Source organism: Aliivibrio sifiae (genome assembly GCF_002954715.1).
Classification (GTDB): domain Bacteria; phylum Pseudomonadota; class Gammaproteobacteria; order Enterobacterales; family Vibrionaceae; genus Aliivibrio; species Aliivibrio sifiae.
The window spans coordinates 73,963-99,087 of record NZ_MSCP01000003.1; the positions used below are offsets into that span (position 1 = coordinate 73,963).

General features: G+C 42.0%; 37 protein-coding genes and 1 riboswitch. Of the genes, 1 reads left to right on the forward strand and 36 read right to left on the reverse strand.

Annotated elements, in window-relative coordinates:
• Positions 1 to 25 precede the first annotated feature (25 nt).
• The 7 genes from BTO23_RS18660 to mpl all read right to left on the reverse strand — a co-directional run bounded on the left by BTO23_RS18660 (position 26) and on the right by mpl (position 9,435).
• Positions 26 to 760: a pseudouridine synthase gene (locus BTO23_RS18660; RefSeq protein WP_060993949.1), complete on the reverse strand. Its 735-nt coding sequence runs from the start codon at positions 758 to 760 to the stop codon at positions 26 to 28.
• 2 nt (positions 761 to 762) lie between these two features.
• A complete protein-coding gene (gene rapA, locus BTO23_RS18665) occupies positions 763 to 3,672 on the reverse strand; it encodes an RNA polymerase-associated protein RapA (protein ID WP_061030551.1) in 2,910 nt (969 codons plus the stop codon).
• Positions 3,673 to 3,864: 192 nt separating this feature from the next.
• Positions 3,865 to 4,569, reverse strand: a complete 705-nt coding sequence (gene thiQ, locus BTO23_RS18670; protein ID WP_060993951.1) for a thiamine ABC transporter ATP-binding protein — start codon at positions 4,567 to 4,569, stop codon at positions 3,865 to 3,867.
• A complete protein-coding gene (gene thiP, locus BTO23_RS18675) occupies positions 4,569 to 6,188 on the reverse strand; it encodes a thiamine/thiamine pyrophosphate ABC transporter permease ThiP (protein ID WP_105064323.1) in 1,620 nt (539 codons plus the stop codon). Before thiP ends, thiQ begins: the two co-directional genes overlap by 1 nt.
• A 43-nt stretch (positions 6,189 to 6,231) precedes the next feature.
• Positions 6,232 to 7,248, reverse strand: coding sequence for a thiamine ABC transporter substrate binding subunit (gene thiB / locus BTO23_RS18680; RefSeq protein WP_060993953.1), 1,017 nt, complete (start codon positions 7,246 to 7,248; stop codon positions 6,232 to 6,234).
• A gap of 52 nt (positions 7,249 to 7,300) precedes the next feature.
• Positions 7,301 to 7,414, reverse strand: a riboswitch (TPP riboswitch).
• Between the two features lie 39 nt (positions 7,415 to 7,453).
• Positions 7,454 to 8,083 (reverse strand): flavin prenyltransferase UbiX, encoded by a 630-nt coding sequence (locus tag BTO23_RS18685; protein WP_060993954.1) that lies wholly within the window; start codon positions 8,081 to 8,083, stop codon positions 7,454 to 7,456.
• Positions 8,080 to 9,435: a UDP-N-acetylmuramate:L-alanyl-gamma-D-glutamyl-meso-diaminopimelate ligase gene (gene mpl, locus BTO23_RS18690; RefSeq protein WP_105064324.1), complete on the reverse strand. Its 1,356-nt coding sequence runs from the start codon at positions 9,433 to 9,435 to the stop codon at positions 8,080 to 8,082. The genes BTO23_RS18685 and mpl overlap by 4 nt, the downstream gene beginning before the upstream one ends.
• A gap of 183 nt (positions 9,436 to 9,618) precedes the next feature.
• Between mpl and fbp the strand changes: the two genes are divergently transcribed.
• Positions 9,619 to 10,629 (forward strand): class 1 fructose-bisphosphatase, encoded by a 1,011-nt coding sequence (gene fbp / locus BTO23_RS18695; protein WP_060993956.1) that lies wholly within the window; start codon positions 9,619 to 9,621, stop codon positions 10,627 to 10,629.
• 212 nt (positions 10,630 to 10,841) lie between these two features.
• On the opposite strand, the gene rplQ is transcribed toward fbp, so the two are convergent.
• The 29 genes from rplQ to BTO23_RS18840 all read right to left on the reverse strand — a co-directional run.
• Positions 10,842 to 11,222 carry a 50S ribosomal protein L17 gene (rplQ, locus tag BTO23_RS18700; RefSeq protein ID WP_012549173.1) on the reverse strand — a complete coding sequence of 127 codons (381 nt, stop codon included), beginning with the start codon at positions 11,220 to 11,222 and terminating at the stop codon, positions 10,842 to 10,844.
• A 36-nt stretch (positions 11,223 to 11,258) separates the two neighbouring features.
• Positions 11,259 to 12,248 carry a DNA-directed RNA polymerase subunit alpha gene (locus BTO23_RS18705; RefSeq protein ID WP_060993957.1) on the reverse strand — a complete coding sequence of 330 codons (990 nt, stop codon included), beginning with the start codon at positions 12,246 to 12,248 and terminating at the stop codon, positions 11,259 to 11,261.
• Between the two features lie 23 nt (positions 12,249 to 12,271).
• Positions 12,272 to 12,892, reverse strand: a complete 621-nt coding sequence (rpsD, locus tag BTO23_RS18710; RefSeq protein WP_045103035.1) for a 30S ribosomal protein S4 — start codon at positions 12,890 to 12,892, stop codon at positions 12,272 to 12,274.
• A gap of 31 nt (positions 12,893 to 12,923) precedes the next feature.
• A complete protein-coding gene (rpsK, locus tag BTO23_RS18715) occupies positions 12,924 to 13,313 on the reverse strand; it encodes a 30S ribosomal protein S11 (RefSeq protein ID WP_005303517.1) in 390 nt (129 codons plus the stop codon).
• A 21-nt stretch (positions 13,314 to 13,334) separates the two neighbouring features.
• Positions 13,335 to 13,691, reverse strand: a complete 357-nt coding sequence (gene rpsM / locus BTO23_RS18720) for a 30S ribosomal protein S13 (RefSeq protein ID WP_060993958.1) — start codon at positions 13,689 to 13,691, stop codon at positions 13,335 to 13,337.
• A gap of 149 nt (positions 13,692 to 13,840) precedes the next feature.
• Positions 13,841 to 13,954 (reverse strand): 50S ribosomal protein L36, encoded by a 114-nt coding sequence (gene rpmJ, locus BTO23_RS18725; RefSeq protein WP_044583162.1) that lies wholly within the window; start codon positions 13,952 to 13,954, stop codon positions 13,841 to 13,843.
• A gap of 27 nt (positions 13,955 to 13,981) precedes the next feature.
• Complete coding sequence (secY, locus tag BTO23_RS18730) at positions 13,982 to 15,313, reverse strand: preprotein translocase subunit SecY (RefSeq protein ID WP_045103036.1); 1,332 nt, start codon at positions 15,311 to 15,313, stop codon at positions 13,982 to 13,984.
• A gap of 20 nt (positions 15,314 to 15,333) precedes the next feature.
• Positions 15,334 to 15,768: a 50S ribosomal protein L15 gene (rplO, locus tag BTO23_RS18735; protein ID WP_060993959.1), complete on the reverse strand. Its 435-nt coding sequence runs from the start codon at positions 15,766 to 15,768 to the stop codon at positions 15,334 to 15,336.
• Positions 15,769 to 15,774: 6 nt separating this feature from the next.
• Entirely contained in the window at positions 15,775 to 15,954 is a 180-nt protein-coding gene (gene rpmD, locus BTO23_RS18740; RefSeq protein WP_045103038.1) for a 50S ribosomal protein L30, read from the reverse strand.
• Between the two features lie 5 nt (positions 15,955 to 15,959).
• Entirely contained in the window at positions 15,960 to 16,460 is a 501-nt protein-coding gene (gene rpsE, locus BTO23_RS18745; protein WP_060993960.1) for a 30S ribosomal protein S5, read from the reverse strand.
• 14 nt (positions 16,461 to 16,474) lie between these two features.
• A complete protein-coding gene (gene rplR, locus BTO23_RS18750; RefSeq protein ID WP_045103040.1) occupies positions 16,475 to 16,828 on the reverse strand; it encodes a 50S ribosomal protein L18 in 354 nt (117 codons plus the stop codon).
• A gap of 9 nt (positions 16,829 to 16,837) precedes the next feature.
• Positions 16,838 to 17,371 (reverse strand): 50S ribosomal protein L6, encoded by a 534-nt coding sequence (gene rplF, locus BTO23_RS18755; protein WP_060993961.1) that lies wholly within the window; start codon positions 17,369 to 17,371, stop codon positions 16,838 to 16,840.
• Between the two features lie 12 nt (positions 17,372 to 17,383).
• Positions 17,384 to 17,776, reverse strand: a complete 393-nt coding sequence (gene rpsH, locus BTO23_RS18760) for a 30S ribosomal protein S8 (RefSeq protein WP_045103042.1) — start codon at positions 17,774 to 17,776, stop codon at positions 17,384 to 17,386.
• Positions 17,777 to 17,805: 29 nt separating this feature from the next.
• Positions 17,806 to 18,111 (reverse strand): 30S ribosomal protein S14, encoded by a 306-nt coding sequence (gene rpsN, locus BTO23_RS18765; RefSeq protein ID WP_060993962.1) that lies wholly within the window; start codon positions 18,109 to 18,111, stop codon positions 17,806 to 17,808.
• Between the two features lie 17 nt (positions 18,112 to 18,128).
• A complete protein-coding gene (rplE, locus tag BTO23_RS18770) occupies positions 18,129 to 18,668 on the reverse strand; it encodes a 50S ribosomal protein L5 (protein WP_061005632.1) in 540 nt (179 codons plus the stop codon).
• 23 nt (positions 18,669 to 18,691) lie between these two features.
• Positions 18,692 to 19,009: a 50S ribosomal protein L24 gene (gene rplX / locus BTO23_RS18775; RefSeq protein ID WP_060993964.1), complete on the reverse strand. Its 318-nt coding sequence runs from the start codon at positions 19,007 to 19,009 to the stop codon at positions 18,692 to 18,694.
• Positions 19,010 to 19,020: 11 nt separating this feature from the next.
• Positions 19,021 to 19,392, reverse strand: a complete 372-nt coding sequence (gene rplN, locus BTO23_RS18780) for a 50S ribosomal protein L14 (protein WP_012549159.1) — start codon at positions 19,390 to 19,392, stop codon at positions 19,021 to 19,023.
• 172 nt (positions 19,393 to 19,564) lie between these two features.
• Positions 19,565 to 19,819 carry a 30S ribosomal protein S17 gene (gene rpsQ / locus BTO23_RS18785; RefSeq protein ID WP_060993965.1) on the reverse strand — a complete coding sequence of 85 codons (255 nt, stop codon included), beginning with the start codon at positions 19,817 to 19,819 and terminating at the stop codon, positions 19,565 to 19,567.
• Complete coding sequence (rpmC, locus tag BTO23_RS18790; RefSeq protein ID WP_005417238.1) at positions 19,819 to 20,010, reverse strand: 50S ribosomal protein L29; 192 nt, start codon at positions 20,008 to 20,010, stop codon at positions 19,819 to 19,821. The genes rpsQ and rpmC overlap by 1 nt, the downstream gene beginning before the upstream one ends.
• Entirely contained in the window at positions 20,010 to 20,420 is a 411-nt protein-coding gene (rplP, locus tag BTO23_RS18795) for a 50S ribosomal protein L16 (RefSeq protein ID WP_045103048.1), read from the reverse strand. Before rplP ends, rpmC begins: the two co-directional genes overlap by 1 nt.
• Before the next feature lie 11 nt (positions 20,421 to 20,431).
• On the reverse strand, positions 20,432 to 21,130 hold the full coding sequence (gene rpsC / locus BTO23_RS18800; protein WP_045103049.1) for a 30S ribosomal protein S3: 699 nt from the start codon (positions 21,128 to 21,130) through the stop codon (positions 20,432 to 20,434).
• A 19-nt stretch (positions 21,131 to 21,149) separates the two neighbouring features.
• Positions 21,150 to 21,482 carry a 50S ribosomal protein L22 gene (gene rplV, locus BTO23_RS18805; protein WP_045103050.1) on the reverse strand — a complete coding sequence of 111 codons (333 nt, stop codon included), beginning with the start codon at positions 21,480 to 21,482 and terminating at the stop codon, positions 21,150 to 21,152.
• Positions 21,483 to 21,492: 10 nt separating this feature from the next.
• A complete protein-coding gene (gene rpsS / locus BTO23_RS18810) occupies positions 21,493 to 21,771 on the reverse strand; it encodes a 30S ribosomal protein S19 (protein WP_012549154.1) in 279 nt (92 codons plus the stop codon).
• Positions 21,772 to 21,790: 19 nt separating this feature from the next.
• Positions 21,791 to 22,615 (reverse strand): 50S ribosomal protein L2, encoded by an 825-nt coding sequence (gene rplB, locus BTO23_RS18815; RefSeq protein ID WP_012549153.1) that lies wholly within the window; start codon positions 22,613 to 22,615, stop codon positions 21,791 to 21,793.
• A 15-nt stretch (positions 22,616 to 22,630) separates the two neighbouring features.
• On the reverse strand, positions 22,631 to 22,933 hold the full coding sequence (rplW, locus tag BTO23_RS18820; RefSeq protein WP_060993966.1) for a 50S ribosomal protein L23: 303 nt from the start codon (positions 22,931 to 22,933) through the stop codon (positions 22,631 to 22,633).
• Positions 22,930 to 23,532, reverse strand: coding sequence for a 50S ribosomal protein L4 (gene rplD, locus BTO23_RS18825; protein WP_060993967.1), 603 nt, complete (start codon positions 23,530 to 23,532; stop codon positions 22,930 to 22,932). Before rplD ends, rplW begins: the two co-directional genes overlap by 4 nt.
• A gap of 17 nt (positions 23,533 to 23,549) precedes the next feature.
• Complete coding sequence (gene rplC / locus BTO23_RS18830; protein ID WP_060993968.1) at positions 23,550 to 24,179, reverse strand: 50S ribosomal protein L3; 630 nt, start codon at positions 24,177 to 24,179, stop codon at positions 23,550 to 23,552.
• Between the two features lie 12 nt (positions 24,180 to 24,191).
• Positions 24,192 to 24,503 (reverse strand): 30S ribosomal protein S10, encoded by a 312-nt coding sequence (rpsJ, locus tag BTO23_RS18835; protein ID WP_005417222.1) that lies wholly within the window; start codon positions 24,501 to 24,503, stop codon positions 24,192 to 24,194.
• A gap of 427 nt (positions 24,504 to 24,930) precedes the next feature.
• On the reverse strand, positions 24,931 to 25,125 hold a 195-nt coding region (locus BTO23_RS18840; RefSeq protein WP_478206018.1), incomplete at its 5' end, for an EF-Tu C-terminal domain-related protein.

The window sequence follows — 25,125 nt, forward strand, 5'->3', positions numbered from 1 at the left end:
TATTTTTAGCAATATATAAAATCTCTTACTGCTTAGGCAAGGTTTTATAATCAGGTCTTATCGGCGTAATACTCATTGAATCTAAAACACCCGATTTAGCTTCTGGATAAAACTCACAAGGTGCAAATAAACTGATAAATTTATCGGTTTCTGGATGATAAAAACTCAACTCAGCAGAGTGCAGTTGCAAACGTTTAGAAAACGCCAGAGCCTCTTCACACGCGTAAAACTCATCTCCAACAATCTCATGCCCCTCTTCCATCATATGCACACGCAATTGATGAGAACGACCCGTGATCGGCAATAAGCGCACTAATGTTGTCTTATCTTCAACTTGTATCACTTGATAGCCCGTTTGTGATGGCTTTCCATGCTCGTAACACACCATTTGGCGTGGACGATTTGGCCAATCACAAATTAACGGTAAATCAATATGGCCTTCTACTTTCTCTACTTTCCCCCATACTCGTGCGTAATACACTTTATGAGTTAAGCGATACTGAAATTGCTTTTTAATGTGCCTTTCAGCTTCTTTATATAAAGCAAAAATCATCAGTCCAGACGTCGACATATCAAGGCGGTGTACAAGCTGAGCTTCTGGAAACTCGGCAATAACACGAGACCATACACTGTCATAGTGCTCAGGAGCCCTGCCGGGATTAGAAAGTAATCCCGCAGGTTTATTCACTGCAAGAATCGCTTCATCTTGATAGACAATATCAAGCGGTTCCATTGGTGGATTGTACTCAAGCATTGCCATAATTAGTTATGGCTCACGACGATTAAACGCAGTGAATCAAGCTGTACTTGCGCTTTACCTATATATCCTGAAAGTTCGCTCATTTGAGTTTCAATTTGCGTTAATTCTTCATCACGGATATTTGGGTTTACCGCTTTCAATGCTTGTAAACGTTCAAGTTCTGCATTCAATGCTACTTTCATCTCTGTATTTGCATCAACACGAACGGCTTCAATACGATCTTCGATGCTTACTTCCGCAGTATCAATAAGTGCATGAATCTCTTTCTGTACGGAATTAACCAACTTACTCGCCATATGACGGTTAACAGGACTTAATTGACGGTTAAAGCTTTCAAACTCAACTTGAGCCGATAGATCATTACCTTTGCTATCCATCATTAGACGAATTGGCGTTTTCGGTAAGAAGCGACCAATACCGCTTTGCTTAGGCGCTTGTGCATCCACCACATAAACCAATTCAAGCAATAATGTCCCTGCAGGCAACGCTTTATTTTTCAATAAAGAAACCGCTGTAGCACCCACACCTTCGGTTAAAACTAAATCAATACCACCTTGGATCATTGGGTGTTCCCAGCTGATCAAGTTCATATCTTCACGAGAGAGTGCCGTTTCACGATCAAACGTAATCGTACAACCTTCATAAGGCAGACCTGGGTAACTAGATACCAACATATTTTCTGCAGGAGTAACAACAATGGCATTTTCGCCTTTATCATCCTGATTCAAACCAATCGTATCAAACAGATTTAATGCAAAATTAACTAAGTTCGTATCACCATCCGTTGCGGCAATCTTCTCAGCAAGTGCTTTTGCCTTATCACCACCATTAGAGTGAACTTCTAACAGGCGATCTCGGCCTTGCTCTAATTGTACTTTTAATTCTTTATTTAACGCTGCTGATTCTTCAATAAGAGGTTCTAATCCATCCGATTTTCCTGTCGCTAAAATCGCAATGATCGTATCAGAGAATTTTTCATATACAGCTCGACCAGTAGGACAAGTTTCACCAAAAGCATTAAGGCCCTCGTCAAACCAACGAGCTAATAGTTCTTGAGATGTGCCTTGTAAATACGGAACATGAATCTCAATATCACGTTTTTGACCAATACGATCCAAACGCCCAATACGTTGCTCAAGTAGATCTGGGTTAAATGGTAAATCAAACATCACTAATTGATTAGCAAACTGGAAATTACGTCCTTCAGAACCGATTTCAGAACAGATAAGAACCTGAGCCCCGCCTTCTTCTTGAGCAAAGTAAGCAGCCGCTTTATCTCGTTCGATAATAGACATACCTTCATGGAAAACCGTACCACGAATACCTTCTCGCTCACGTAATGCTTGCTCTAATTGCAAAGCAGTTGAAGCGCGAGAAGCGATAATTAATACTTTCTCGTTACGATTTTCTTTTAATAGTTCAAGCAACCAGTTAACTCGTGGATCAAACTGCCACCACGTTGCACTATCGCCTTCAAATTCTTGGAAGATTTCTTCAGGATAAAGCATTTTCATTGCACGAGCTTCATCACTCATGCGGCCACCCATCATCGTCGCCACACGCATAGAAGTCGCATATTGTGATGGTAAAGGCATTGGCATTAAGTTCAAGTTACGTAATGGAAACCCTTTAATAGCGGCACGGGTATTACGGAATAACACTCGACCAGTACCATGACGATCCATTAGATTATCGACTAATTCTTGACGCGCTTGGCTTTGTTGTTCTTCTGAATCTGATGATTCAATAATTCTAAATAGCGGCTCTACATCTTGCTCTGTAAGTAACTCTGTAATTCGATTTTTTGCATCATTCGGTAACTTATCACCGCTCATCAAAGCAGTAACGGCATCAGCAACAGGTTGATATTGGCGCTCTTCTTCAACAAACGCATCGTAATCATAGAAGCGATCTGGATCTAATAGGCGCAAACGAGCAAAGTGACTTTCATGACCTAATTGCTCAGGTGTTGCCGTTAACAGTAAAACGCCAGCGGTTTCTTCTGCAATCGCTTCGATTACTTGATATTCACGACTTGGTTTTGTTTGGTTCCATTCAAGGTGATGAGCTTCATCAACAACAAGAAGATCCCAATCAGCTTCAACAACTTGCTCAAAACGACGCTTACTCTTACGAATAAAATCTAATGAACACAGTACCAATTGTGCGGTATCAAATGGGTTTTCTGAATCAGCATAAGATTCAATACAGCGCTCTTCATCAAAGATAGAGAAATGCAGATTGAAACGACGCATCATTTCGACCAACCATTGGTGCTGCAGCGTTTCAGGCACAACAATTAGTACTCGCTCAGCACGACCAGATAGCACTTGCTGATGAATGATCATACCAGCTTCAATTGTCTTACCTAAACCTACTTCATCTGCCAGCAAAACACGCGGAGCGTAACGACGACCTACTTCTTGGGCGATAAATAGTTGGTGAGGAATTAAACCTGCACGCATACCACATAAACCACGCATTGGGTTTTTATGTTGCTCATATTGATTTTGAAGCGCACGATAACGCAAAGCAAAACGATCCATACGATCAATTTGACCTGCAAATAGTTTATCTTGAGGTTTATTAAAGCGAATTTGATGGCTTAGTAATGTTTCACGAAGAACAACGTTCACTTCATCAGTATCAGTTCGAGTTCCGATGTAAGTTAATAACCCACCATCCTCGATAACGTCTTCTACTTCAAGTGACCAGCCTTCATGGCTTTCAATTGTATCTCCTTTATTGAACATCACTCGGGTAACGGGTGCATCATGTCTTGCGTATAAACGATTTTCTTCTGATGCGGCAAAAAGTACAGATACGGTTCTATCGTCAACAGCAACCACTGTTCCTAAACCCAAATCACTTTCTGTATCACTGATCCAACGTTGGCCCAAAGCAAATGACATAGTAGTAATACACCTCAAAATTAATTAATTGATTTTATATAGAGTGAGAGTTTCATAATGAACCGAGAATAGACAGCCTTAAACGGCGAGGTTCAAAAGGGCGCCAATATTACTGTATGAGAGCAGTTAGGTCACGCCTATTTATCATAAAACTGAGTGTAGTCGATTATACTCAATTTGAGTGTGAAAAGTTTACTTAACCGCGTCTAAATATCGAGTTAATTCAGGAGGATTGTCTTGTGTCATTATCTCTGTCATTTTGCCATAACTTAATACTTTATGACTGCAGACAAAAGCATAATGAGAAGCTAACGCTTTGGCATCTTGAATACTATGCGTCACCATGAGTACAGTTAACTTTTGACTCTTAATTAGATCTCGAATTAATACAATCATCTCTTCCCTTAACATTGGGTCAAGGGCTGAAAAAGGCTCATCTAATAATAAAACAGGCTTTTTTTGTACTAAACATCGAGCTAACGCTACACGCTGTTTTTGACCACCAGAAAGTTGTTCAGGTAGCCTATATAATAAACCATCCACCCCTACCTGTTGAGCGGCGCGAGTTACTTGTTCTTTCTCTTCATTACTAAGGCGTAAATTAGGTTTAATTCCTAAACCAATATTATCTACAATTGATAAATGAGCAAAAAGATTATGTTCTTGGAATAACATAGATAATGGACGTTGATGAGGCGCTTGTAATAACAAGGATTGCTGTTCAATACTAATATCACCAGATTCAGGTTCAATAAATCCAGCAAGCAAGCTAAGTAACGTACTTTTACCTGCACCACTAGGCCCAAGAATAGCAACCACATTCCCTTGATTTACAGTTAAATTAAATTCAAATAACTCTGAGTTGTAACGATATTTCACATCAGAAAAATTCAACATTACACTTCACCTTTACGTTTACGTTTACGTTTAGAAGAGAATAACCATTCCACAACACCAAATACTCCCACACTTAATACGAGTAAACTTAGGGAGATAACGGCAGCAGCATCCATTTGATAACTGCCTAATAATTGAAAAAGATAGAGGGGTAAAGTACGAAAATCTTGACTGCCAAACAAGGCGATGGCGCTTAAATCGCCAATCGACATAATAAATGCTATCGCAAATGCATGAGCCATTGGTTTTCTTAACGCTCGCCACTCAATCAATCTAAAACGAGTAAAACCGTTTAATCCTAAACTGCCACATAACAAATGATATTGCTGAGCGATATGAAGCAATGGTTGAGCGAGTGTTTTTATCACATAAGGCAGTGCCATTAATGCATTAACCAATACCACGATCCAAATTGCTATTGAAAATACATCAGTTATATTTCGCAATAATAAAAACAACCCCGTACTAATAACTAACCCGGGGGTCACCAAGATCATCGTACCAATCAAATCCAATTTATCTGCTAATAGACGTTTTTCATTTAATCTTAATGCTCTTGTCGTATGTAATAAGATAACGCCAAAAACCATAGCAAGTACTGCCGCACTTAACGCTACAATCAAAGAATTAACTAGAGCTAACCAAAATTGAGACGATGTTAATACTGTCGCCAATTCTGAATTTAAACCACTAATAACGACCATCAATAACGGGGGTAATAAAAAGATAATAAGAAATACAATCCAAGCCCTATCCCATAATCGCTCTTGTTTTGAATCTTGGTATAACACAGCTTGATATATAGAACCGGAATCGACGGCAACAGAAATTGAAAAGCGCTGAATAATTAAGGAAAGTACACCGCATAATAACATTTGCCATAAAGCTAAAATAGCACCTGACTGCAAGTCAAAATCAAATTTAATAGCTTGATAAATAGCAAGCTCAATTGTGGTTGATTTAGGCCCTCCACCTAACGCCATTACAGTAGCAAAACTGGTAAAGCACAACATAAAGATCAAACCTGCGACATGAGGAAATTGCTGCTTAATTCTCGGCCAAGCAACCAATCTATACTTATTCCAACCAGCTAATCCTAAATGTGCCGATAATTGGTGTTGCTCAGCAGGAATAGAATCTAAGGTTTGTAAAAAAAGGCGTGTGGCAAAAGGGTAATTAAAAAAAACATGGGCGAGTAAAATGCCATTTAAACCATAAATAGAGAAAGGAAGGGAACCACCAAACCATTCAAATACCTCTGCAATAAGTCCACTATTTCCATAAATAGACAATAAACCAAACACACCAACTAACACCGGTAAAACAAGCGTCGTAGCACAAAGCTTAAGTAACAATCCTCTGCCTAAAAATTGTCGACGTGATAATGCATACGCAGTTGGAATCGCAAGGCTAATACTAAATAAAGTAGATAGAAACGCTTGGTATAAACTAAATTGAGTAATATAACGATAATAAGGATCAGACCAAATTAGACTTAAATCCAAACTTGGGGATTCTAAAAACAGAGCACTGATCGATCCACCAACAAAGCCAATAATAATAATTGCGATGAAATATCCCAAAGCAGGGACAGAGCTATAAGAAGAGGTCTTTTTCATAGTTGCCAAAAGAAAGGAGCACAACAGTACTCCTTATTTCAAATTAGAATGTCAGAGCATGTTGCCATTCGCGGATCCACGATTTACGTTGTTGTGAGATCTCTTGTGAACTAAACGACAACCCTTTATTTGGTACAGTTAATGTTTCAAAACCAGCAGGTTGTTTAACATCGGTTACTGGGTACATCCAATTTCCGGTCGGCATCGCAGATTGAAATTTATCACTCAATATAAAAGCCAGAAATTCATCTGCTAATTTATTATTTGTTGTGTTTTTCACTTTCGCTGCAACTTCAACTTGCATGTAATGCCCCTCTGAAAAATTAGCCGCTGCAAAACGATCGTCTTTTTCAGCGATTAGATGATACGCGGGAGACGTTGTATAAGATAAAACTAAGTCAGACTCCTCCTCTAAAAACATACTATAAGCTTCTGACCAACCTTTAGTTACCGTAACTGTTTTCTTCGCGAGTTGTTTCCACGCTTGTGGTGCGTCATCACCGTAAACTGATTTCATCCACAACAATAAACCTTGACCCGGAGTTGATGTTCTTGGATCTTGATAAATAACTTTTAAATCATCACGATTTTCAACTAGCTCTTTTAAACTTTTTGGAGGATTTGCTACTTTTTCTTTATTATAAACAAAGGCAAAGTAACCAAAATCATAAGGCACAAACGTTGTATCATTCCAGCCACCCGGTACAGTAACTGAATCAGTATTAACCTGATGTTGAGCTAACAGCCCCGTTGCCTTCGCTTCTGCCATTAAGTTGTTATCTAAACCTAATACAATATCTGCTTTCGCATTTTTACCTTCAAGACGCAGACGATTTAAAATAGAAACCCCGTCATCAAGAGCAACAAGCTTTAAGTCACAGCCACATTGAGCTTCAAAAGCGGCCTCGATTGTTGGCCCTGGGCCCCAATCAGCGGCAAAGGAATCATAAGTATAAACGGTTAATGTATTTGCTGCTGAAGCAGAAAAAGAAGTCACTACTGCCATAGTTAAGGCTGTGGATAATAGCTTACGAGAAGAAAAGATAGAAAGAGTGTTCATTATGTGCGCTTACATCCTTTTGAGCGGCACAGAATTAAGTTGATATTCTCAAAGAGGATGTCATCTCAATCCCTACGCCAGCATTATCTGATTCAGGTAGTACGGGTTTAAGCCAGTATTCTCCAATACTCACTAATCTCAGCTAGTCGCTCCCCGATGAGAGGCCATATTGTATGTGTGAACGCTTTAATGAGCCAGAGGTTTATTAATCCTTCTGACGCTGATCATACCCCCAACGAGGAACAAGCCCTTGTTCTACTCCTAAATGATCCAATATTCGAGCAACCATAAAATCAATTAAATCTTCAATAGATTTTGGCTGATGATAAAACCCAGGAGCCGCTGGCATAATCGTTGCTCCCATTTGAGATAATTTCAACATATTCTCTAAATGCAGGGTTGAGAATGGTGTTTCTCTTACTACCATAATCAATTGGCCACGTTCTTTTAATACAACATCAGCAGCCCGCTCAATAAGATTATCTGAAATACCGTGAGCAATAGAAGCAACACTACCAGCAGAGCATGGACATACAACCATTTGCTTTGGTGCTGCGGATCCAGAAGCCACTGGTGAGAACCAATCCTCTTTACCACAAACAGTTAAATTATCAGCATTACAACTAAGATGTTCAACCAATGCCGCCTTCATCGCATCAGGACCACTTGGTAACTTCAAATCATGCTCTGTTGCCATCACCACACGAGCTGCCGAGGAGATCAGAAAGTAAACATGATAATCTGCGGCTAATAGACACTCCAATAAACGGAGTCCATAAGGAGCACCAGAGGCCCCAGTCATAGCTAGTGTGATTGCTTTATTTTTAGATGTCATTTATGACTCAACTTATCAAGTAATTTACCGTGAATACCTTCAAAGCCACCATTACTCATTACTAATATTTGATCACCTGCTTGTGCTTCCGTCACAATCATATCAACAAAGGTATTAATATCATTATGGGTATAGGCTGGTTGAGTACATTGCTGTGCAACATCATCTACCGACCAAGTAATATTATCTGGTTGAAAAAGATAAACCGAATCGGCTGCATGCAGAGAAGCCGCCAAAGTATCTTTATGAACACCTAATTTCATGGTGCTTGAACGAGGCTCTAAAACTGCGATAATTTTCTTATCGCCCACTTTATTACGTAGCCCACCTAAAGTTAGATCAATCGCAGTCGGGTGATGAGCAAAATCATCATAAACAGTAACCCCATTCACTTCGCCTTTAAACTCAAGACGACGTTTAGTATTAATAAACTTACCTAATGCTTCACAAGCTAAATCAGAAGTAATCCCTACATGACGAGCAGAAGCGATTACCATCAATGCATTGCTGACATTATGATCGCCGACCAAATTCCAATCAACTTGACCAACTTTCTCACCTTCAAAATAAATTTCAAACGCACTGCCATCTTTATTAAGCTTATTCGCCTTCCATTGACCATTTTCCCCCGTAAATTCAAGTTCACTCCAGCAACCTTGCTCTAATACTTGCTCTAGTGGCTTATCTTGTTTTGGAGCAAAAATACGTCCAGTACTAGGGACAGTTCTAATTAAATGATGGAATTGACGTTGAATAGCAGCAAGATCATCAAAAATATCAGCATGATCAAACTCTAGGTTATTCAGCACTAAAGTGCGCGGACGATAATGGACAAACTTTGAACGCTTATCAAAAAAAGCACTATCATATTCATCAGCTTCAACGACAAAAAACATGCTTTCACCTAAACGAGCTGATTCTCCAAAATTCCCAAGAACGCCACCAACTAAGAAGCCTGGTTTATAACCGCACTCTTCAAGCACCCATGCCAACATGCTTGCTGTTGTTGTTTTACCATGAGTTCCAGCAACAGCCATAACCCAACGGTCTTGTAATAAAAACTCTTGTAACCATTGTGGTCCTGAGGTGTATTTGAGATTTTTATCTAATACATACTCAACGCAAGGGTTACCACGACTCATGGCGTTACCAATAACAACAAGGTCTGGTGCTGGATTCAATTGGCTTGGGTCAAAGCCTTCAATAATCTCAATACCTTGAGATTCTAATAGCGTACTCATTGGGGGATACACGTTTGCATCGCATCCTGTCACCTTGTGTCCAAGTTGACGAGCTAATGTCGCAGCGCCACCCATAAAAGTCCCGCAAATACCAAGAATGTGAATATGCATAATCAAAACCGTCTTATATTAAATTAAGTGAGTAATCCCGATACAGAGTTACTTCAATACTCTTAAAAAGTTCTATGTTATAGAATGAATTACAGCAAACAGTAACACAACTACTGTAAAAATAAATCAGTACCTGACCCCACTTATCATTGATATCTAATAACAGAGAATAAAGGAATAACTATGTCTGAAATAAGAACCCTCGGTGAGTTTATTGTTGCAAAGCAACATGACTTTCCTCATGCAAGTGGAGAGTTGTCATCACTAATTGGTTCAATTAAGTTGGCAGCTAAAATTGTAAACCGTGAAATTAACAAAGCTGGACTTGTTGATATTACAGGAGCTTCTGGTGAAGAAAATATTCAAGGTGAGCAACAGCAAAAATTAGATCTTTACGCTAATGATAAATTTAAAGCTGCATTAGAAAACCGTGACCAAGTCTGTGGTGTAGCCAGCGAAGAAGAAGATGAGGCGGTTGCTTTTAATAAAGAGCTCAATCAAAACGCTAAATACGTTGTTTTAATGGACCCATTAGATGGTTCATCAAACATTGATGTAAACGTTTCTGTAGGTACAATTTTTTCAATATATCGTCGTATATCTCCAATTGGAACTCCAGCAATAGAAGAGGACTTCCTACAACCAGGAAACAAACAAGTAGCAGCTGGTTATATTATTTATGGGTCTTCTACTATGCTAGTTTATACAACAGGCAATGGTGTTCATGGATTTACTTATGACCCATCTCTTGGTGTATTTTGCCTATCTCATGAAAATATGAAAGTACCGCAAGATGGTAATATCTATTCAATTAATGAAGGGAATTATATTCGATTCCCTGAAGGTATTAAGCAATATTTGAAATATTGTCAGGAAATGAAACCTGAAGAAAATCGCCCATATACCTCACGCTACATTGGTTCTCTTGTCGCTGATTTTCATAGAAATTTACTAAAAGGCGGGATTTATCTTTACCCAAGTACTCAAGCCTATCCAAATGGCAAATTACGACTACTTTATGAATGTAATCCAATGGCAATGTTAATTGAAGAGGCAGGTGGGAAAGCTACAGATGGTGAGCAACGTATTCTAGATATTAAACCAACAGAATTACATCAACGAGTACCTTTCTTTGTTGGTTCTAGCAATATGGTCGATAAAGTTCAGGATTTTCTGGATGAGTGGCAAGATTAATTAGGTGTTCTATTTATTACGCAGGAAAATCGCTTAAAGGTAAGAGAAAAATAATATAAGTAATTTACAATACTATTTTTAACACCGCCATTAAGTGATTTAACCTGTAATAATAAACAGATAATTACTGGCATTTGTATTATTAGTTTCCATATTTCAGATACAAAAAAACCGAGTCCTAAGACTCGGTTTTTTCTTGAAACTACTACTGATTACTCAGCTGCAGCTTCTACTTCTGGGCGATCTACAAGCTCAATGTAAGCCATTGGCGCTTTATCACCTGTACGGAAACCGCACTTCAGAATACGAGTGTAACCACCAGCACGTTGTGCAAAGCGTGGACCTAACTCGGTAAATAGTTTTGCTACAACTTCGTTATCACGAGTGCGAGCAAATGCTAGACGACGGTTAGCAACACTGTCTGTCTTAGCTAATGTAATCAAAGGCTCAACTACACGGCGAAGCTCTTTTGCTTTTGGTACAGTCGTCTTGATAATCTCGTGACGAACCAAAGAGCAAGCCATATTGCTAAACATAGCTTTACGGTGGCTGCTGTTGCGGTTGAGTTGACGACCACTCTTACGATGGCGCATGACCTAATCCTTCTAACTAGATAATTAGTGAACTGATTAATCTTCAGCGATAGACGCTGGTGGCCAATTCTCTAGGCGCATGCCCAAAGAAAGTCCACGTGAAGCTAGAACATCTTTAATTTCAGTTAAAGACTTCTTACCAAGGTTTGGCGTTTTAAGTAGCTCAACCTCAGTGCGCTGCACCAGATCACCAATGTAGTGAATCGCTTCTGCTTTCAAACAGTTAGCAGAGCGAACCGTTAGTTCAAGATCGTCTACAGGACGCAGTAGGATCGGATCGAACTCTGGCTTTTCTTCTTTCTCTTCAGGAACTCGTACATCACGAAGATCTACAAATGCATCCAGTTGCTCAGCTAAAATTGTAGCTGCACGACGGATAGCTTCCTCAGGATCAAGTGTACCATTTGTTTCCATATCGATAACAAGTTTGTCTAAGTCAGTACGTTGCTCAACACGTGCTGCTTCAACCGAGTAAGAAATTTTATCTACTGGGCTGTAAGTTGCATCGATAAGCAAACGACCGATTGGACGCTCATCTTCTTCAGTATGGATACGCGCTGTTGACGGTACATAGCCGCGACCACGCTCTACCTTGATTCTCATGCTGATTTCAGCATTGTCATCAGTTAAGTGGCAGATTACATGCTCTGGGTTCGCAATCTCAACATCACCATCATGGGTGATGTCACCTGCAACAACAGGGCCTGCACCAGACTTGTTAAGAGTAATGATAACTTCATCTTTACCCTCAACCTTAACGGCAAGGCCTTTAAGGTTTAGAAGGATTTCAAGGATATCTTCCTGAACACCTTCTTTGGTGCTGTACTCATGTAATACGCCTTCGATTTCTACTTCAGTTACGGCACAACCCGGCATTGAAGATAGTAAAATACGACGTAGAGCGTTACCTAGAGTGTGGCCAAAACCACGCTCTAACGGCTCAAGAGTTACTTTTGCGTGAGTCTGGCTAACTTGTTCGATGTCAACTAGACGCGGCTTTAGAAATTCTGTTACAGAACCCTGCATTGTGTCCTCTCTTTATTTAAGCCTTACTTAGAGTAAAGCTCGACGATCAAGTGTTCGTTGATGTCGGCAGACAAATCAGAACGTTCAGGAAGACGCTTAAACGTACCTTCCATTTTGCCAGCATCTACTTCAATCCAAGTTGGTTTTTCGCGTTGTTCAGCAACTTCTAGAGCAGCTTTAATACGTGATTGCTGTTTAGCTTTTTCACGAATTGAAACAACGTCGTTAGCCGCAACTTTGAAAGAAGGAACGTTAACTACTTTACCATTAACTAGAATAGACTTATGGCTAACTAGTTGACGAGATTCAGCACGTGTAGCACCAAAACCCATACGGTAAACTACGTTATCTAGACGACCTTCAAGAAGTTGAAGTAGGTTTTCACCTGTGTTGCCTTTAATACGAGCAGCATCTTTGTAGTAGTTACGGAATTGTTTTTCTAGTACGCCGTACATACGACGAACTTTTTGCTTCTCACGAAGCTGAACGCCATATTCAGATAGACGACCGCGACGAGCGCCGTGTACACCTGGAGCGTTATCGATCTTACACTTGGTATCGATCGCACGTACGCCTGATTTAAGGAATAAATCAGTGCCTTCGCGACGGCTAAGCTTCAGCTTAGGACCCAAATATCTTGCCATGTTCTTTCTCCAATATTCCTAGAAACGAAACTTAAACGCGACGTTTCTTAGGTGGACGACAACCGTTATGAGGGATCGGAGTAGCATCAACGATGTTTGTGATGCGGTATCCAGCAGCGTTTAGTGCACGGATAGTTGACTCACGACCAGGACCAGGGCCCTTAACCATAACTTCAAGGTTCTTAACGCCATATTCTTTGGCCATTTCACCACAACGTTCAGCAGCAACTTGTGCAGCAAACGGAGTAGATTTACGAGAACCACGGAAACCAGAACCACCTGCAGTAGCCCAAGCTAGTGCATTACCTTGACGGTCAGTAATGGTTACGATTGTGTTGTTGAAAGAAGCATGGATATGCGCTACGCCATCCGCTACTTGCTTGCGAACGCGCTTACGAGCGCGAGTAGGTTGTTTTGCCATTGTACTCTCTACCTTATCCGATTATTTTTTGATCGGCTTGCGCGGACCTTTACGGGTACGTGCGTTGGTTTTAGTACGCTGTCCACGTAATGGTAGACTGCGACGGTGACGAAGACCACGATAACAACCAAGGTCCATAAGACGCTTAATGTTCATCGATACTTCACGACGTAAGTCGCCTTCGACAGTGTATTTGGCAACACCATCACGCAGAATATCAATCTGCTCATCATTCAGTTCACTGATCTTAACATCTTCAGCAATACCAACTGCAGCTAAAATAGCTTGCGAGCGAGTCTTACCAATGCCGTAGATTGACGTAAGTGCAATCACAGCGTGTTTATGATCAGGAATGTTAATGCCTGCTATACGGGCCACTATTCACTCCTAGTACTTTTTCTTAAGAAGAGCCACAACAAAGCCCGATGAGGATACGTTGCGACTATAACTACTTCTTTTGCACACAAAAGGTAGGCCGAGAATAATACTCGGCCTAACTTAATATATCAAGTAAAAATTTCTGCTAATTAACCTTGGCGTTGTTTATGCTTTGGTTCAACACAAATTATACGCACAACACCGTTGCGCTTAATAACTTTACAGTTGCGGCAGATTTTCTTAACGGAAGCACGAACTTTCATTGCTAAACTCCGTAAATGGACCTGAAATTAACGGCCGTAGCCTTTCAGATTAGCTTTCTTCAAAACGGACTCATACTGCTGAGACATCAGATGAGTCTGAACCTGTGCCATAAAGTCCATAATAACAACAACTACGATTAGTAGGGAAGTACCGCCAAAATAGAAGCGAACATTCCAAGCTATCATCATAAACTCAGGGATCAGACAGATAAAGGTAATATACATCGCACCAGCTAAGGTTAAACGGGTCATAACTTTATCAATATATTTCGTAGTCTGTTCACCTGGGCGGATTCCGGGTACGAATGCACCAGACTTCTTCAAGTTATCAGCTGTTTCACGAGGGTTAAACACCAACGCTGTATAGAAGAAACAGAAGAAGATAATTGCTGCTGCATATAGCATTACGTATAACGGCTGACCAGGGCTTAACGCCATGGAAACATCAGTTAACCAACCGAATGTTCCTTCACCATTACCACCAAACCACTGAGCCAATGTCCCAGGGAATAGTATAATACTAGATGCAAATATTGCAGGAATTACACCAGCCATATTAATTTTAAGAGGCAAGTGAGTACTTTGAGCTGCAAATACCTTACGGCCTTGCTGACGCTTCGCGTAGTTAACGACGATACGACGTTGACCACGTTCCATGAACACTACAAAGTAAATTACTGCAAACGATAACACTGCAATTAGTAATAGAAGAAGCACGTGCAGTTCACCTTGACGCGCCTGCTGGATCGTTTCACCGATAGCTGGTGGTAAACCTGCAACGATACCTGTGAAAATAATCAAAGATATACCGTTACCGATGCCACGCTCAGTAATTTGTTCGCCTAACCACATTAAGAACATGGTACCAGTTACTAAACTTACTGTAGCTGTCAGATAGAACATCATGTCAGGGTTAGCAACTAACCCTGGAATCATGCTTGGTAATCCGGTTGCAATACCAATTGCTTGGAATGTAGCCAGAACCAAGGTGCCATAACGTGTGTACTGATTAATCTTACGACGACCAGACTCACCTTCTTTTTTCAATTCTGCTAAAGGTGGATGGACAACTGTTAACAGCTGAACAACGATAGATGCCGAAATATACGGCATAATACCTAGAGCAAGAATTGAGGCACGCGACAGTGCACCACCAGAGAACATGTTAAACAGTTCAATGATGGTACCCTGCTGCTGTTCGAAAAGATCAGCAAGGACAGCAGCGTCAATCCCAGGAATTGGCACAAATGAGCCTGCTCGGAACACTAAAAGCGCACCTATAACAAATAACAGACGCGATTTCAGTTCAGCTAGGCCGTTCTGAGCACTATTTACTTCTTTTCCTGGTTTCTTTGCCATTGTACCTCATCCTTCGAGGATTATTCCTCGATCTTACCGCCTGCAGCTTCAATCGCAGCTTTAGCGCCTTTCGTTACGCGTAGACCTTTAACAGTTACAGCAGTAGCGATTTCACCAGAAAGTACAACTTTCGCGAACACAATGTTCTTAGTGATTACGTTAGCAGCTTTAAGGCTGTTTAGATCGATAACGTTACCTTCAACTTTAGCAAGTTCGCTTAAACGAACTTCTGCAGTTACTAGGCTCTTACGTGAAGTAAAGCCAAATTTAGGTAGACGTTGTTTCAGAGGCATTTGACCACCTTCAAAACCAACGCGAACTTTACCGCCAGAACGTGATTTTTGGCCTTTGTGACCACGGCCACCAGTTTTACCTAGGCCTGAACCGATACCGCGACCTACGCGCTTCTTAGAAGCGTTAGAACCAGCAGCCGGTGATAGAGTATTCAAAAACATTACTGATTACTCCTCAATATTAACCATATAGCGAACTTTGTTGATCATACCGCGGTTACACGGAGTATCAGCAATTTCTACTGTATGGTTGATGCGACGAAGACCTAGACCTTTAAGACACAAAACGTGCTTAGGTAGGCGACCGATAGAGCTTTTAGTCTGAGTTACTTTGATAGTTTTAGACATGGTACTTACTCCGAAATAGATTCAACAGTTAGACCACGCTTAGCAGCTACCATTTCAGGTGACTTAACACTACTTAGGCCAGAAATCGTTGCACGAACAACGTTAATTGGGTTAGTAGAGCCGTAAGCTTTAGCTAGTACGTTGCGGACACCCACAACTTCTAGTACTGCACGCATAGCACCACCAGCAATGATACCTGTACCTTCTGAAGCCGGTTGCATGTACACTTTAGAACCAGTGTGGCGACCTTTAACAGAGTGGTGAAGAGTACCTTCGTTAAGTGCAATCGTAAACATGTTACGACGTGCTTTTTCCATTGATTTTTGAATCGCTGCAGGTACTTCACGGGCTTTGCCGTAACCGAAACCTACACGACCATTACCGTCACCAACAACTGTTAGTGCAGTAAAACTAAAGATTCGACCACCTTTAACCGTTTTAGAAACACGGTTAACAGCAATTAGCTTTTCGTTCAAATCTGTAGCTTGTTGTTGTTCTTTAGCCATCTTCCAACCCTACCTTAGAATTTCAGACCAGCTTCGCGAGCAGAATCTGCTAGCGCCGCTACTCGGCCGTGGTATTGGAAACCAGAACGATCGAAAGCAACATTAGTAATGCCTTTTTCGATAGCGCGCTCAGCAATTAGTTTACCAATTGCTTCAGCAGCCGCTTTGTTGCTAGTGTTTCCAACTTGCTCACGGATTGCCTTTTCTACAGTAGAAGCGGCAGCGATAACCTCTGAGCCGTTTGGTGCGATTACCTGAGCGTACGTATGACGCGGAGTACGGTGCACTACAAGGCGAGTTGCACACAGTTCAGCAATCTTACGACGTGCACGTGTAGCACGACGGATGCGAGATGCTTTCTTATCCATAGTGATACCCTACTTCTTCTTAGCTTCTTTAGTACGCACGATTTCATCGGCGTAACGAACACCCTTGCCTTTATAAGGCTCAGGTCGACGGTATGAACGAAGGTCCGCAGCAACTTGACCAACTAATTGCTTATCACAACCAGTTAAAACGATCTCAGTTTGAGTTGGACACTCAGCTTTAATACCTTCCGGTAGAGCGTGCTCTACTGGATGAGAGAAGCCAAGAGTAAGGCCTACAGCGTTGCCTTTCATAGCAGCACGGTAACCTACGCCTTTAAGAATTAGCTTCTTAGTAAAGCCTTCATTAACACCGATAACCATATTGTTTACTAGTGCACGAGCTGTACCAGCTTGTGCCCAAGCATTAGCAACGCCTTCGCGTGGACCAAATACAATAGAGTTATCTTCTTGTGAAACAACTACAGCGTCGTTTAGTACGCGAGTTAGTTCACCTTTACCACCTTTAATAGTGATTTCCTGGCCGTTCAGTTTAACTTCTACGCCAGCAGGAAGAACCACAGGTGCTTTAGCAACACGAGACATATCCTACTCCTATTAAGCTACGTAGCAGATAATTTCGCCACCAAGACCAGCTTTACGCGCAGCGCGGTCAGACATAAGGCCTTTTGATGTAGAAACAACAGCAATACCAAGACCACCCATAACAGATGGTAACGCGTCGTTCTTCTTGTAAACACGAAGACCTGGACGAGAAACTCGTTGGATTTGCTCGATAACTGGTTTAGCTTGGAAATACTTAAGAGTGATTTCTAGCTCAGGTTTGATTTCGCCTTCAACAGCGAACTCAGCGATGTAGCCTTCAGCTTTAAGAAGTGCAGCAATTGCAACTTTAAGCTTTGAAGAAGGCATTTTAACAGCAACTTTATTTGCTGATTGACCGTTGCGAACGCGGGTCAGCATATCCGAAATCGGATCTTGCATGCTCATAAGATTTACTCCAAATGATTAAGTGGCAATTACCAGCTAGCCTTACGAAGACCCGGAATCTCGCCTTTCATGCAAGCTTCGCGAACCTTAATACGGCTTAAACCGAATTTACGTAGGTAACCGTGTGGACGACCAGTTTGGTTGCAACGATTACGCTGACGAGATGCACTTGAATCACGAGGTAGAGCTTGCAATTTAAGAACTGCATCCCAACGCTCTTCTTCAGAAGCATTTACATCGCTAATTAGAACTTTTAACGCAGCACGCTTTTGAGCGAACTGAGCTACAAGTTTTGCACGTTTAGCTTCACGTGCTTTCATAGATTGTTTAGCCATAACAGTAACCCTTCACCTTACTTACGGAATGGGAAGTTAAAGGCAGTCAGCAGAGCTCGGCCTTCCGCATCTGTATTCGCTGACGTCGTGATAGTAATATCAAGACCGCGTACACGATCAACTTTATCATAGTCGATCTCAGGGAAGATGATTTGCTCGCGAACGCCCATGCTGTAGTTACCGCGACCGTCAAAAGACTTCGCGCTAACACCACGGAAATCACGTACTCGTGGAAGTGCAATAGAGATTAAACGCTCTAAGAATTCCCACATACGTTCGCCACGCAGGGTTACTTTACAACCGATTGGGTAGCCTTCACGGATTTTGAAACCAGCAACAGATTTACGTGCTTTTGTAATCAATGGTTTTTGACCAGAGATAATTGCCATATCGGCAGCAGCGTTTTCTAGTAGTTTCTTATCGTTGATTGCTTCACCAACACCCATATTTAGGGTAATTTTTTCAACCCTAGGGACTTGCATGACGCTTGTGTAGCTGAACTCTTTGGTAAGCTCAGCGACTACAGACGACTTGTAGTAATCATGCAGTTTCGCCATAGTAGAACTCCAAATTACTTCTATTAGTTAGAAACAGTTTCGCCGTTAGATTTAAAGAAACGAACTTTCTTACCATCTTCAAAACGGAAACCGATACGGTCCGCTTTACCAGTTGCTTCATTGTAGACTGCGATATTAGAAGCATCAATTGCTGCTTCTTTCTCAACGATTCCACCTTGTTGACCAAGAGCCGGAACTGGCTTCTGGTGTTTTTTAACAAGATTGATGCCTTCAACGATAACTTTACCGGTCTCAAGAACCTTAGTTACTTTACCTTTCTTGCCTTTATCTTTACCGACAAGAACGATTACTTCGTCATTACGACGGATTTTAGCTGCCATCTGACCGCTCCTTACAGAACTTCTGGTGCTAGTGAAACAATTTTCATGAATTTCGCATTACGAAGTTCACGAGTCACTGGACCAAAGATACGTGTACCGACTGGTTGCTCAGTAGTGTCATTCAACAATACGCAAGCGTTACGGTCAAAGCGAATGATAGAACCGTCTGGGCGACGAACGCCTTTACGGGTGCGCACTACTACCGCCTTCAGAACATCACCTTTTTTAACTTTACCGCGAGGAATTGCTTCCTTAACAGTAACTTTAATGACGTCTCCGATATGTGCATAACGGCGGTGAGAGCCACCCAGGACCTTAATACACATTACCTTGCGCGCGCCAGAGTTATCTGCAGCGTCAAGTGTACTTTGCATTTGGATCATTGTTAGTGCTCCGCTAAATATTTAAATAGACCCATCACGGGTCGGACTGCCTCTCTAAAAGAGGATGGGGAGTGTATCACCATTCTTTTCATAAAGGTAGTCAAAAAATAAACAGCTCCAAAAAAAATTAATTGGAGCTGTTTACATGTATCGCTATCGAATCAGCAAAAAATTAAGCTTTTGCTTTTTCAATAATGCTTACCAAAGCCCAAGACTTAGTCTTAGACAGTGGACGGCATTCACGAATCGCAACTAGGTCGCCTTGGCCACACTCGTTGTTTTCATCATGTGCGTGAAGCTTAGTCGTACGCTTGATGTATTTACCGTAGATCGGGTGTTTCACCATGCGTTCAATAGCAACAACAATAGACTTGTCCATTTTGTCGCTAATTACACGACCTTGCATAGTACGAATTTTCTCGCTCATTATGCGCCAGCCTTCTCATTCAGTAAAGTTTTAACACGTGCGATATCACGACGTACAGCTTTCAGAGTATGAGTTTGCTGTAGTTGACCAGTCGCAGCTTGCATGCGCAAGTTAAACTGTTCACGTAGCAAATTCAAAAGCTCTTCATTTAGCTCTTCAACGTTTTTCTCGCGTAGATCTTGTGCTTTCATCACATCACCTGCTTAGTTACAAAAGTAGTTTTGATAGGCAGTTTACGTGCCGCTAGGCGGAACGCTTCACGTGCCAACTCTTCAGGTACGCCGTTCATTTCGTACATAACCTTTCCAGGTTGGATTTGGGCTACCCAGTACTCAACGTTACCTTTACCCTTACCTTGACGAACTTCAAGCGGTTTTTCTGTGATAGGTTTGTCTGGGAACACACGGATCCAGATTTGACCTTGACGCTTAATGTGACGCGTCATAGCACGACGTGCCGCTTCAATTTGACGAGCAGTTAGACGACCACGGCCTACAGCTTTAAGACCGAATTCGCCGAAGCTCACTTCAGTACCTTTAGCAAGACCACGGTTACGACCAGTCATAACCTTACGGAACTTAGTACGTTTTGGTTGTAGCATCAGTCAGCTCCTTACTTACGGCTTCTACGCTGCTTCTTAGGCTTGTCAGCCTTAGGCTCTACTGCATTAGCAGCTGGCATACCGCCTAGAACTTCACCTTTGAAGATCCAAACTTTAACGCCGATCACACCGTATTGAGTGTGAGCCGAAGAAGTTGCGTAATCAATGTCAGCACGTAAAGTATGTAGAGGCACACGACCTTCACGATACCATTCAGAACGTGCGATTTCAGCACCGCCAAGACGGCCGCCTACTTGTACTTTGATGCCTTTCGCGCCTAGACGCATTGCATTTTGTACCGCACGCTTCATAGCGCGACGGAACATAACACGACGTTCTAGTTGAGAAGCAATGCTATCAGCTACAAGTTGAGCATCTAGCTCAGGCTTGCGAACTTCTGCAATGTTGATTTGCGCTGGAACACCTGCGATTTTAGCTACGCCTGCGCGTAGTTTTTCTACGTCTTCGCCTTTCTTACCGATTACTACGCCTGGACGAGCAGTGTGAATAGTCACACGGATGCTCTTCGCAGGACGCTCGATAACGATGCGAGATAGAGATGCTTTTTTCAGTTCTTTAGTAAGATACTGACGTACCTTGAAGTCGCCGTCTAGGTTGTCAGCGAACTCTTGGCTACTAGCAAACCATGTAGCATTCCAAGGCTTAACGATGCCAAGACGAATACCATTAGGATGTACTTTTTGACCCATTTGCTTAATCTCCTAGTCTTTAACGATCAGCTACAACGATAGTGATGTGGCTTGAACGCTTCAAGATGCGATCTGCACGACCTTTAGCACGAGGCATAATACGCTTCATGATAGGGCCTTCGTCTACGAAGATTTTAGCGACATTTAGATCGTCGATATCTGCACCTTCGTTGTGTTCAGCGTTTGCGATAGCAGACTCAACAACTTTCTTAATTAATACTGCAGCTTTTTTGTTGCTGAAAGTAAGAATTTCAAGAGCTTGGTCTACTGATTTCCCACGGATTTGGTCCGCAACTAAGCGAGCCTTTTGTGGAGAAATGCTGGCAAAACGATGTTTAGCAATAGCTTCCATATTCTACCTCCTAACGCTTTTTAGCTTTCTTATCTGCAGCATGGCCGCGATAAGTACGAGTAGGTGCAAATTCGCCCAGCTTGTGACCAATCATGTCTTCTGTAACGAAAACTGGTACATGCTGGCGACCATTATGGACAGCGATGGTCAAGTTGATCATAGTTGGAATGATCATTGAACGACGGGACCAAGTCTTAATAGGCTTTTTGTCTCCGCTTTCCACCGCTTTCTCTACCTTCTTCAGCAAGTGTAGGTCAATAAAAGGACCTTTCTTGAGAGAACGTGGCATGGCGATTCCTCTTTATAGATTATTTGTTACGACGACGTACAATGTACTTGTCAGTAGATTTATTCTTACGAGTCTTGAAGCCCTTAGTTGGCATACCCCAAGGTGATACTGGGTGACGACCGCCTGATGTACGACCTTCACCACCACCGTGTGGGTGATCCACTGGGTTCATTGCAACACCACGTACCGTTGGACGAACACCGCGCCAGCGTGTAGCACCGGCTTTGCCTAGCTCACGTAGCATGTGTTCAGAGTTACCAACTTCACCGATAGTCGCACGACCTTCAGAAAGAACTTTACGCATCTCACCAGAGCGTAGACGTAATGTCACGTAAGCGCCATCACGAGCAATGATTTGTGCGTATGCACCAGCAGAACGTGCAACTTGCGCGCCCTTGCCAGGTTTTAATTCAACACAGTGAACAGTAGAACCTACTGGGATGTTGCGCAATGGTAAGCAGTTGCCTGCTTTGATTGGCGCATCAACACCTGATTGTACTGTATCGCCGGCTTTAAGACCTTTTGGTGCGATAATGTAACGACGCTCACCGTCTGCGAACAGAACTAGTGCAATGTTTGCACTACGGTTTGGATCGTATTCTAAACGTTCAACGATAGCTGGGATGCCATCTTTAGTACGTTTAAAGTCAATTAGACGGTAGTGTTGCTTATGACCACCACCAACGTGACGTACTGTAATACGACCGTTATTGTTACGACCACCAGATTTAGAGTTTTTCTCTAAAAGAGGTGCGTATGGCTTACCCTTATGTAGGTCAGCGTTAACGATTTTTACAACGTGACGACGACCAGGGGAAGTCGGCTTACATTTAACAATAGCCATTTTTAACTACTCCTGTTATTCCGCGCCGCCAACGAAGTCTAGGTCTTGACCTTCTTTCAAGATTACGTACGCTTTTTTCACGTCTGAACGACGGCCTTGGCGTGCACCTTGACGTTTGGTCTTGCCCTTAGTGATAAGGGTATTTACAGACTTAACTTCAACTTCAAACAACTTTTCTACTGCTGCTTTAATCTCTTTTTTAGTTGCATTGATTGCTACTTTGAAAACAATAGTGTTATTGCCTTCAGCAGCCATCGTTGCTTTTTCAGAGATATGTGGGCCACGTAGGACTTTTAGTAGACGCTCTTCACTGATCATGCCAGCATCTCCTCAACTTGCTTAACTGCAGCTGCAGTCATTAGAACCTTGTTGAATGCAACTAGGCTTACTGGATCAATACCAGCAACGTCACGTGCGTCAACTTTATATAGGTTACGAGCAGCTAAGAATAGATTCTCGTCTACTTCGCCAGTTACGATAAGAACATCGTTAAGCTCAAGCTCTTTAAGCTTAGCAACTAGCTCTTTAGTCTTTGGTGCTTCTACAGAGAAGTTGTCAACAACGATCAAACGATCTTGACGAACTAACTCAGAAAGAATGCTCTTAAGAGCACCGCGGTACATTTTTTTGTTTACTTTTAAGCTGTGATCTTGTGGTTTCGCAGCAAAAGTAACACCACCTGAACGCCAGATTGGGCTACGAATAGTACCCGCACGAGCTCGGCCTGTACCTTTTTGACGCCATGGCTTAGCGCCACCGCCAGATACTTCTGAACGTGTTTTTTGAGCGCGAGTACCTTGACGAGCACCTGCTGCATAAGCAACAACTACTTGGTGTACAAGAGCTTCGTTAAACTCACGTCCGAAAGTAGTTTCGGAAACAGTTAGTGCCGCAGCACCTTTAACCATTAGTTCCATTACATACTCCTAAGACGTTATGCTTTAACAGCTGGTTTAACGATCACGTTGCCACCTGTTGAGCCTGGTACTGCACCTTTAATAAGAAGCAGATTGCGCTCAGCGTCAACACGTACGATCTCTAGGTTTTGAGTAGTACAACGCTCAGCACCCATGTGACCTGCCATTTTTTTGCCTTTAAATACGCGACCTGGAGTTTGACATTGGCCAATTGAACCCGGAGCACGGTGAGACAAAGAGTTACCGTGAGTCATATCTTGAGTACGGAAGTTCCAACGCTTAACAGCGCCTTGGAAACCCTTACCTTTAGATGTACCAGTAACGTCTACTTTTTTGATTTCGTTAAAGATTTCAACACTTAGCTCAGCGCCAACTGCGAATTCTTCACCGCTTTCTAAACGGAATTCCCAAAGACCGCGACCTGCTTCAACACCTGCTTTCGCAAAGTGACCAGCTTCAGGCTTAGATACGCGGTTAGCTTTCTTAGAACCACAAGTAACTTGAATTGCGTTGTAGCCATCAGTTTCTACAGTTTTCACTTGAGAAACACGGTTAACTTCAACTTCAACTACTGTTACTGGGATAGAAACGCCTTCTTCGGTAAAGATGCGGGTCATGCCCACTTTACGACCGACTAGACCAATCATAATAATCTCCCCTTAACCTAGGCTAATTTGAACATCAACGCCAGCAGCAAGGTCTAAACGCATTAGTGCGTCAACAGTTTTATCTGTTGGCTCAACAATGTCGATTAAACGCTTGTGAGTACGAATTTCGTACTGGTCACGTGCGTCTTTGTTAACGTGAGGAGAAGTAAGAACAGTAAAACGCTCTTTACGAGTAGGTAGTGGAATAGGACCACGAACCTGAGCGCCAGTGCGCTTAGCTGTTTCAACGATTTCCGCTGTAGACTGATCGATTAGCTTGTAATCGAATGCTTTTAGGCGGATACGTATACGTTGGTTCTGCATGAGACAGAGCTCCAATAATAAATACACAAACAATATCGCCACTCAATCCCGTTAAAACGAGAGAATGCCGATTGATTTATGTGAAACCATAGGTCCAAAATTAGGACACATTGTCAGTTAACTTATATTAGAAGTTAGTCTAATGATTACTCAATAGTCTAATTTCAAATAATATTAACCGCGAACATAAGCTGAGTATTCATTCTAAGTACTAACCCTACTCTGTAGGAATCAGCACTTTCCTCGCTGCTCATTGGTTCACAACTGACTTAAGCCAGTGCGATGCATTATACAGATCACACTTTTAGATGCAAGCATTGTTTGAAAAACAAACGAAATATTTTTATTTATTTTCTTACAGGAAACAAAAAGGGAAGCCTAAGCTTCCCTTTTTTAGTCATGCGATTTATCGTAAAATCTTTAGCTATTAAGCGAAGATTTTAGCAACAACACCAGCACCAACTGTACGGCCACCTTCACGGATTGCGAAGCGTAGACCTTCGTCCATTGCGATTGGAGCAATTAGCTCAACCGTCATTTGAACGTTGTCACCAGGCATTACCATTTCAACACCTTCTGGAAGTGTGATATCGCCAGTTACGTCCGTTGTACGGAAGTAGAA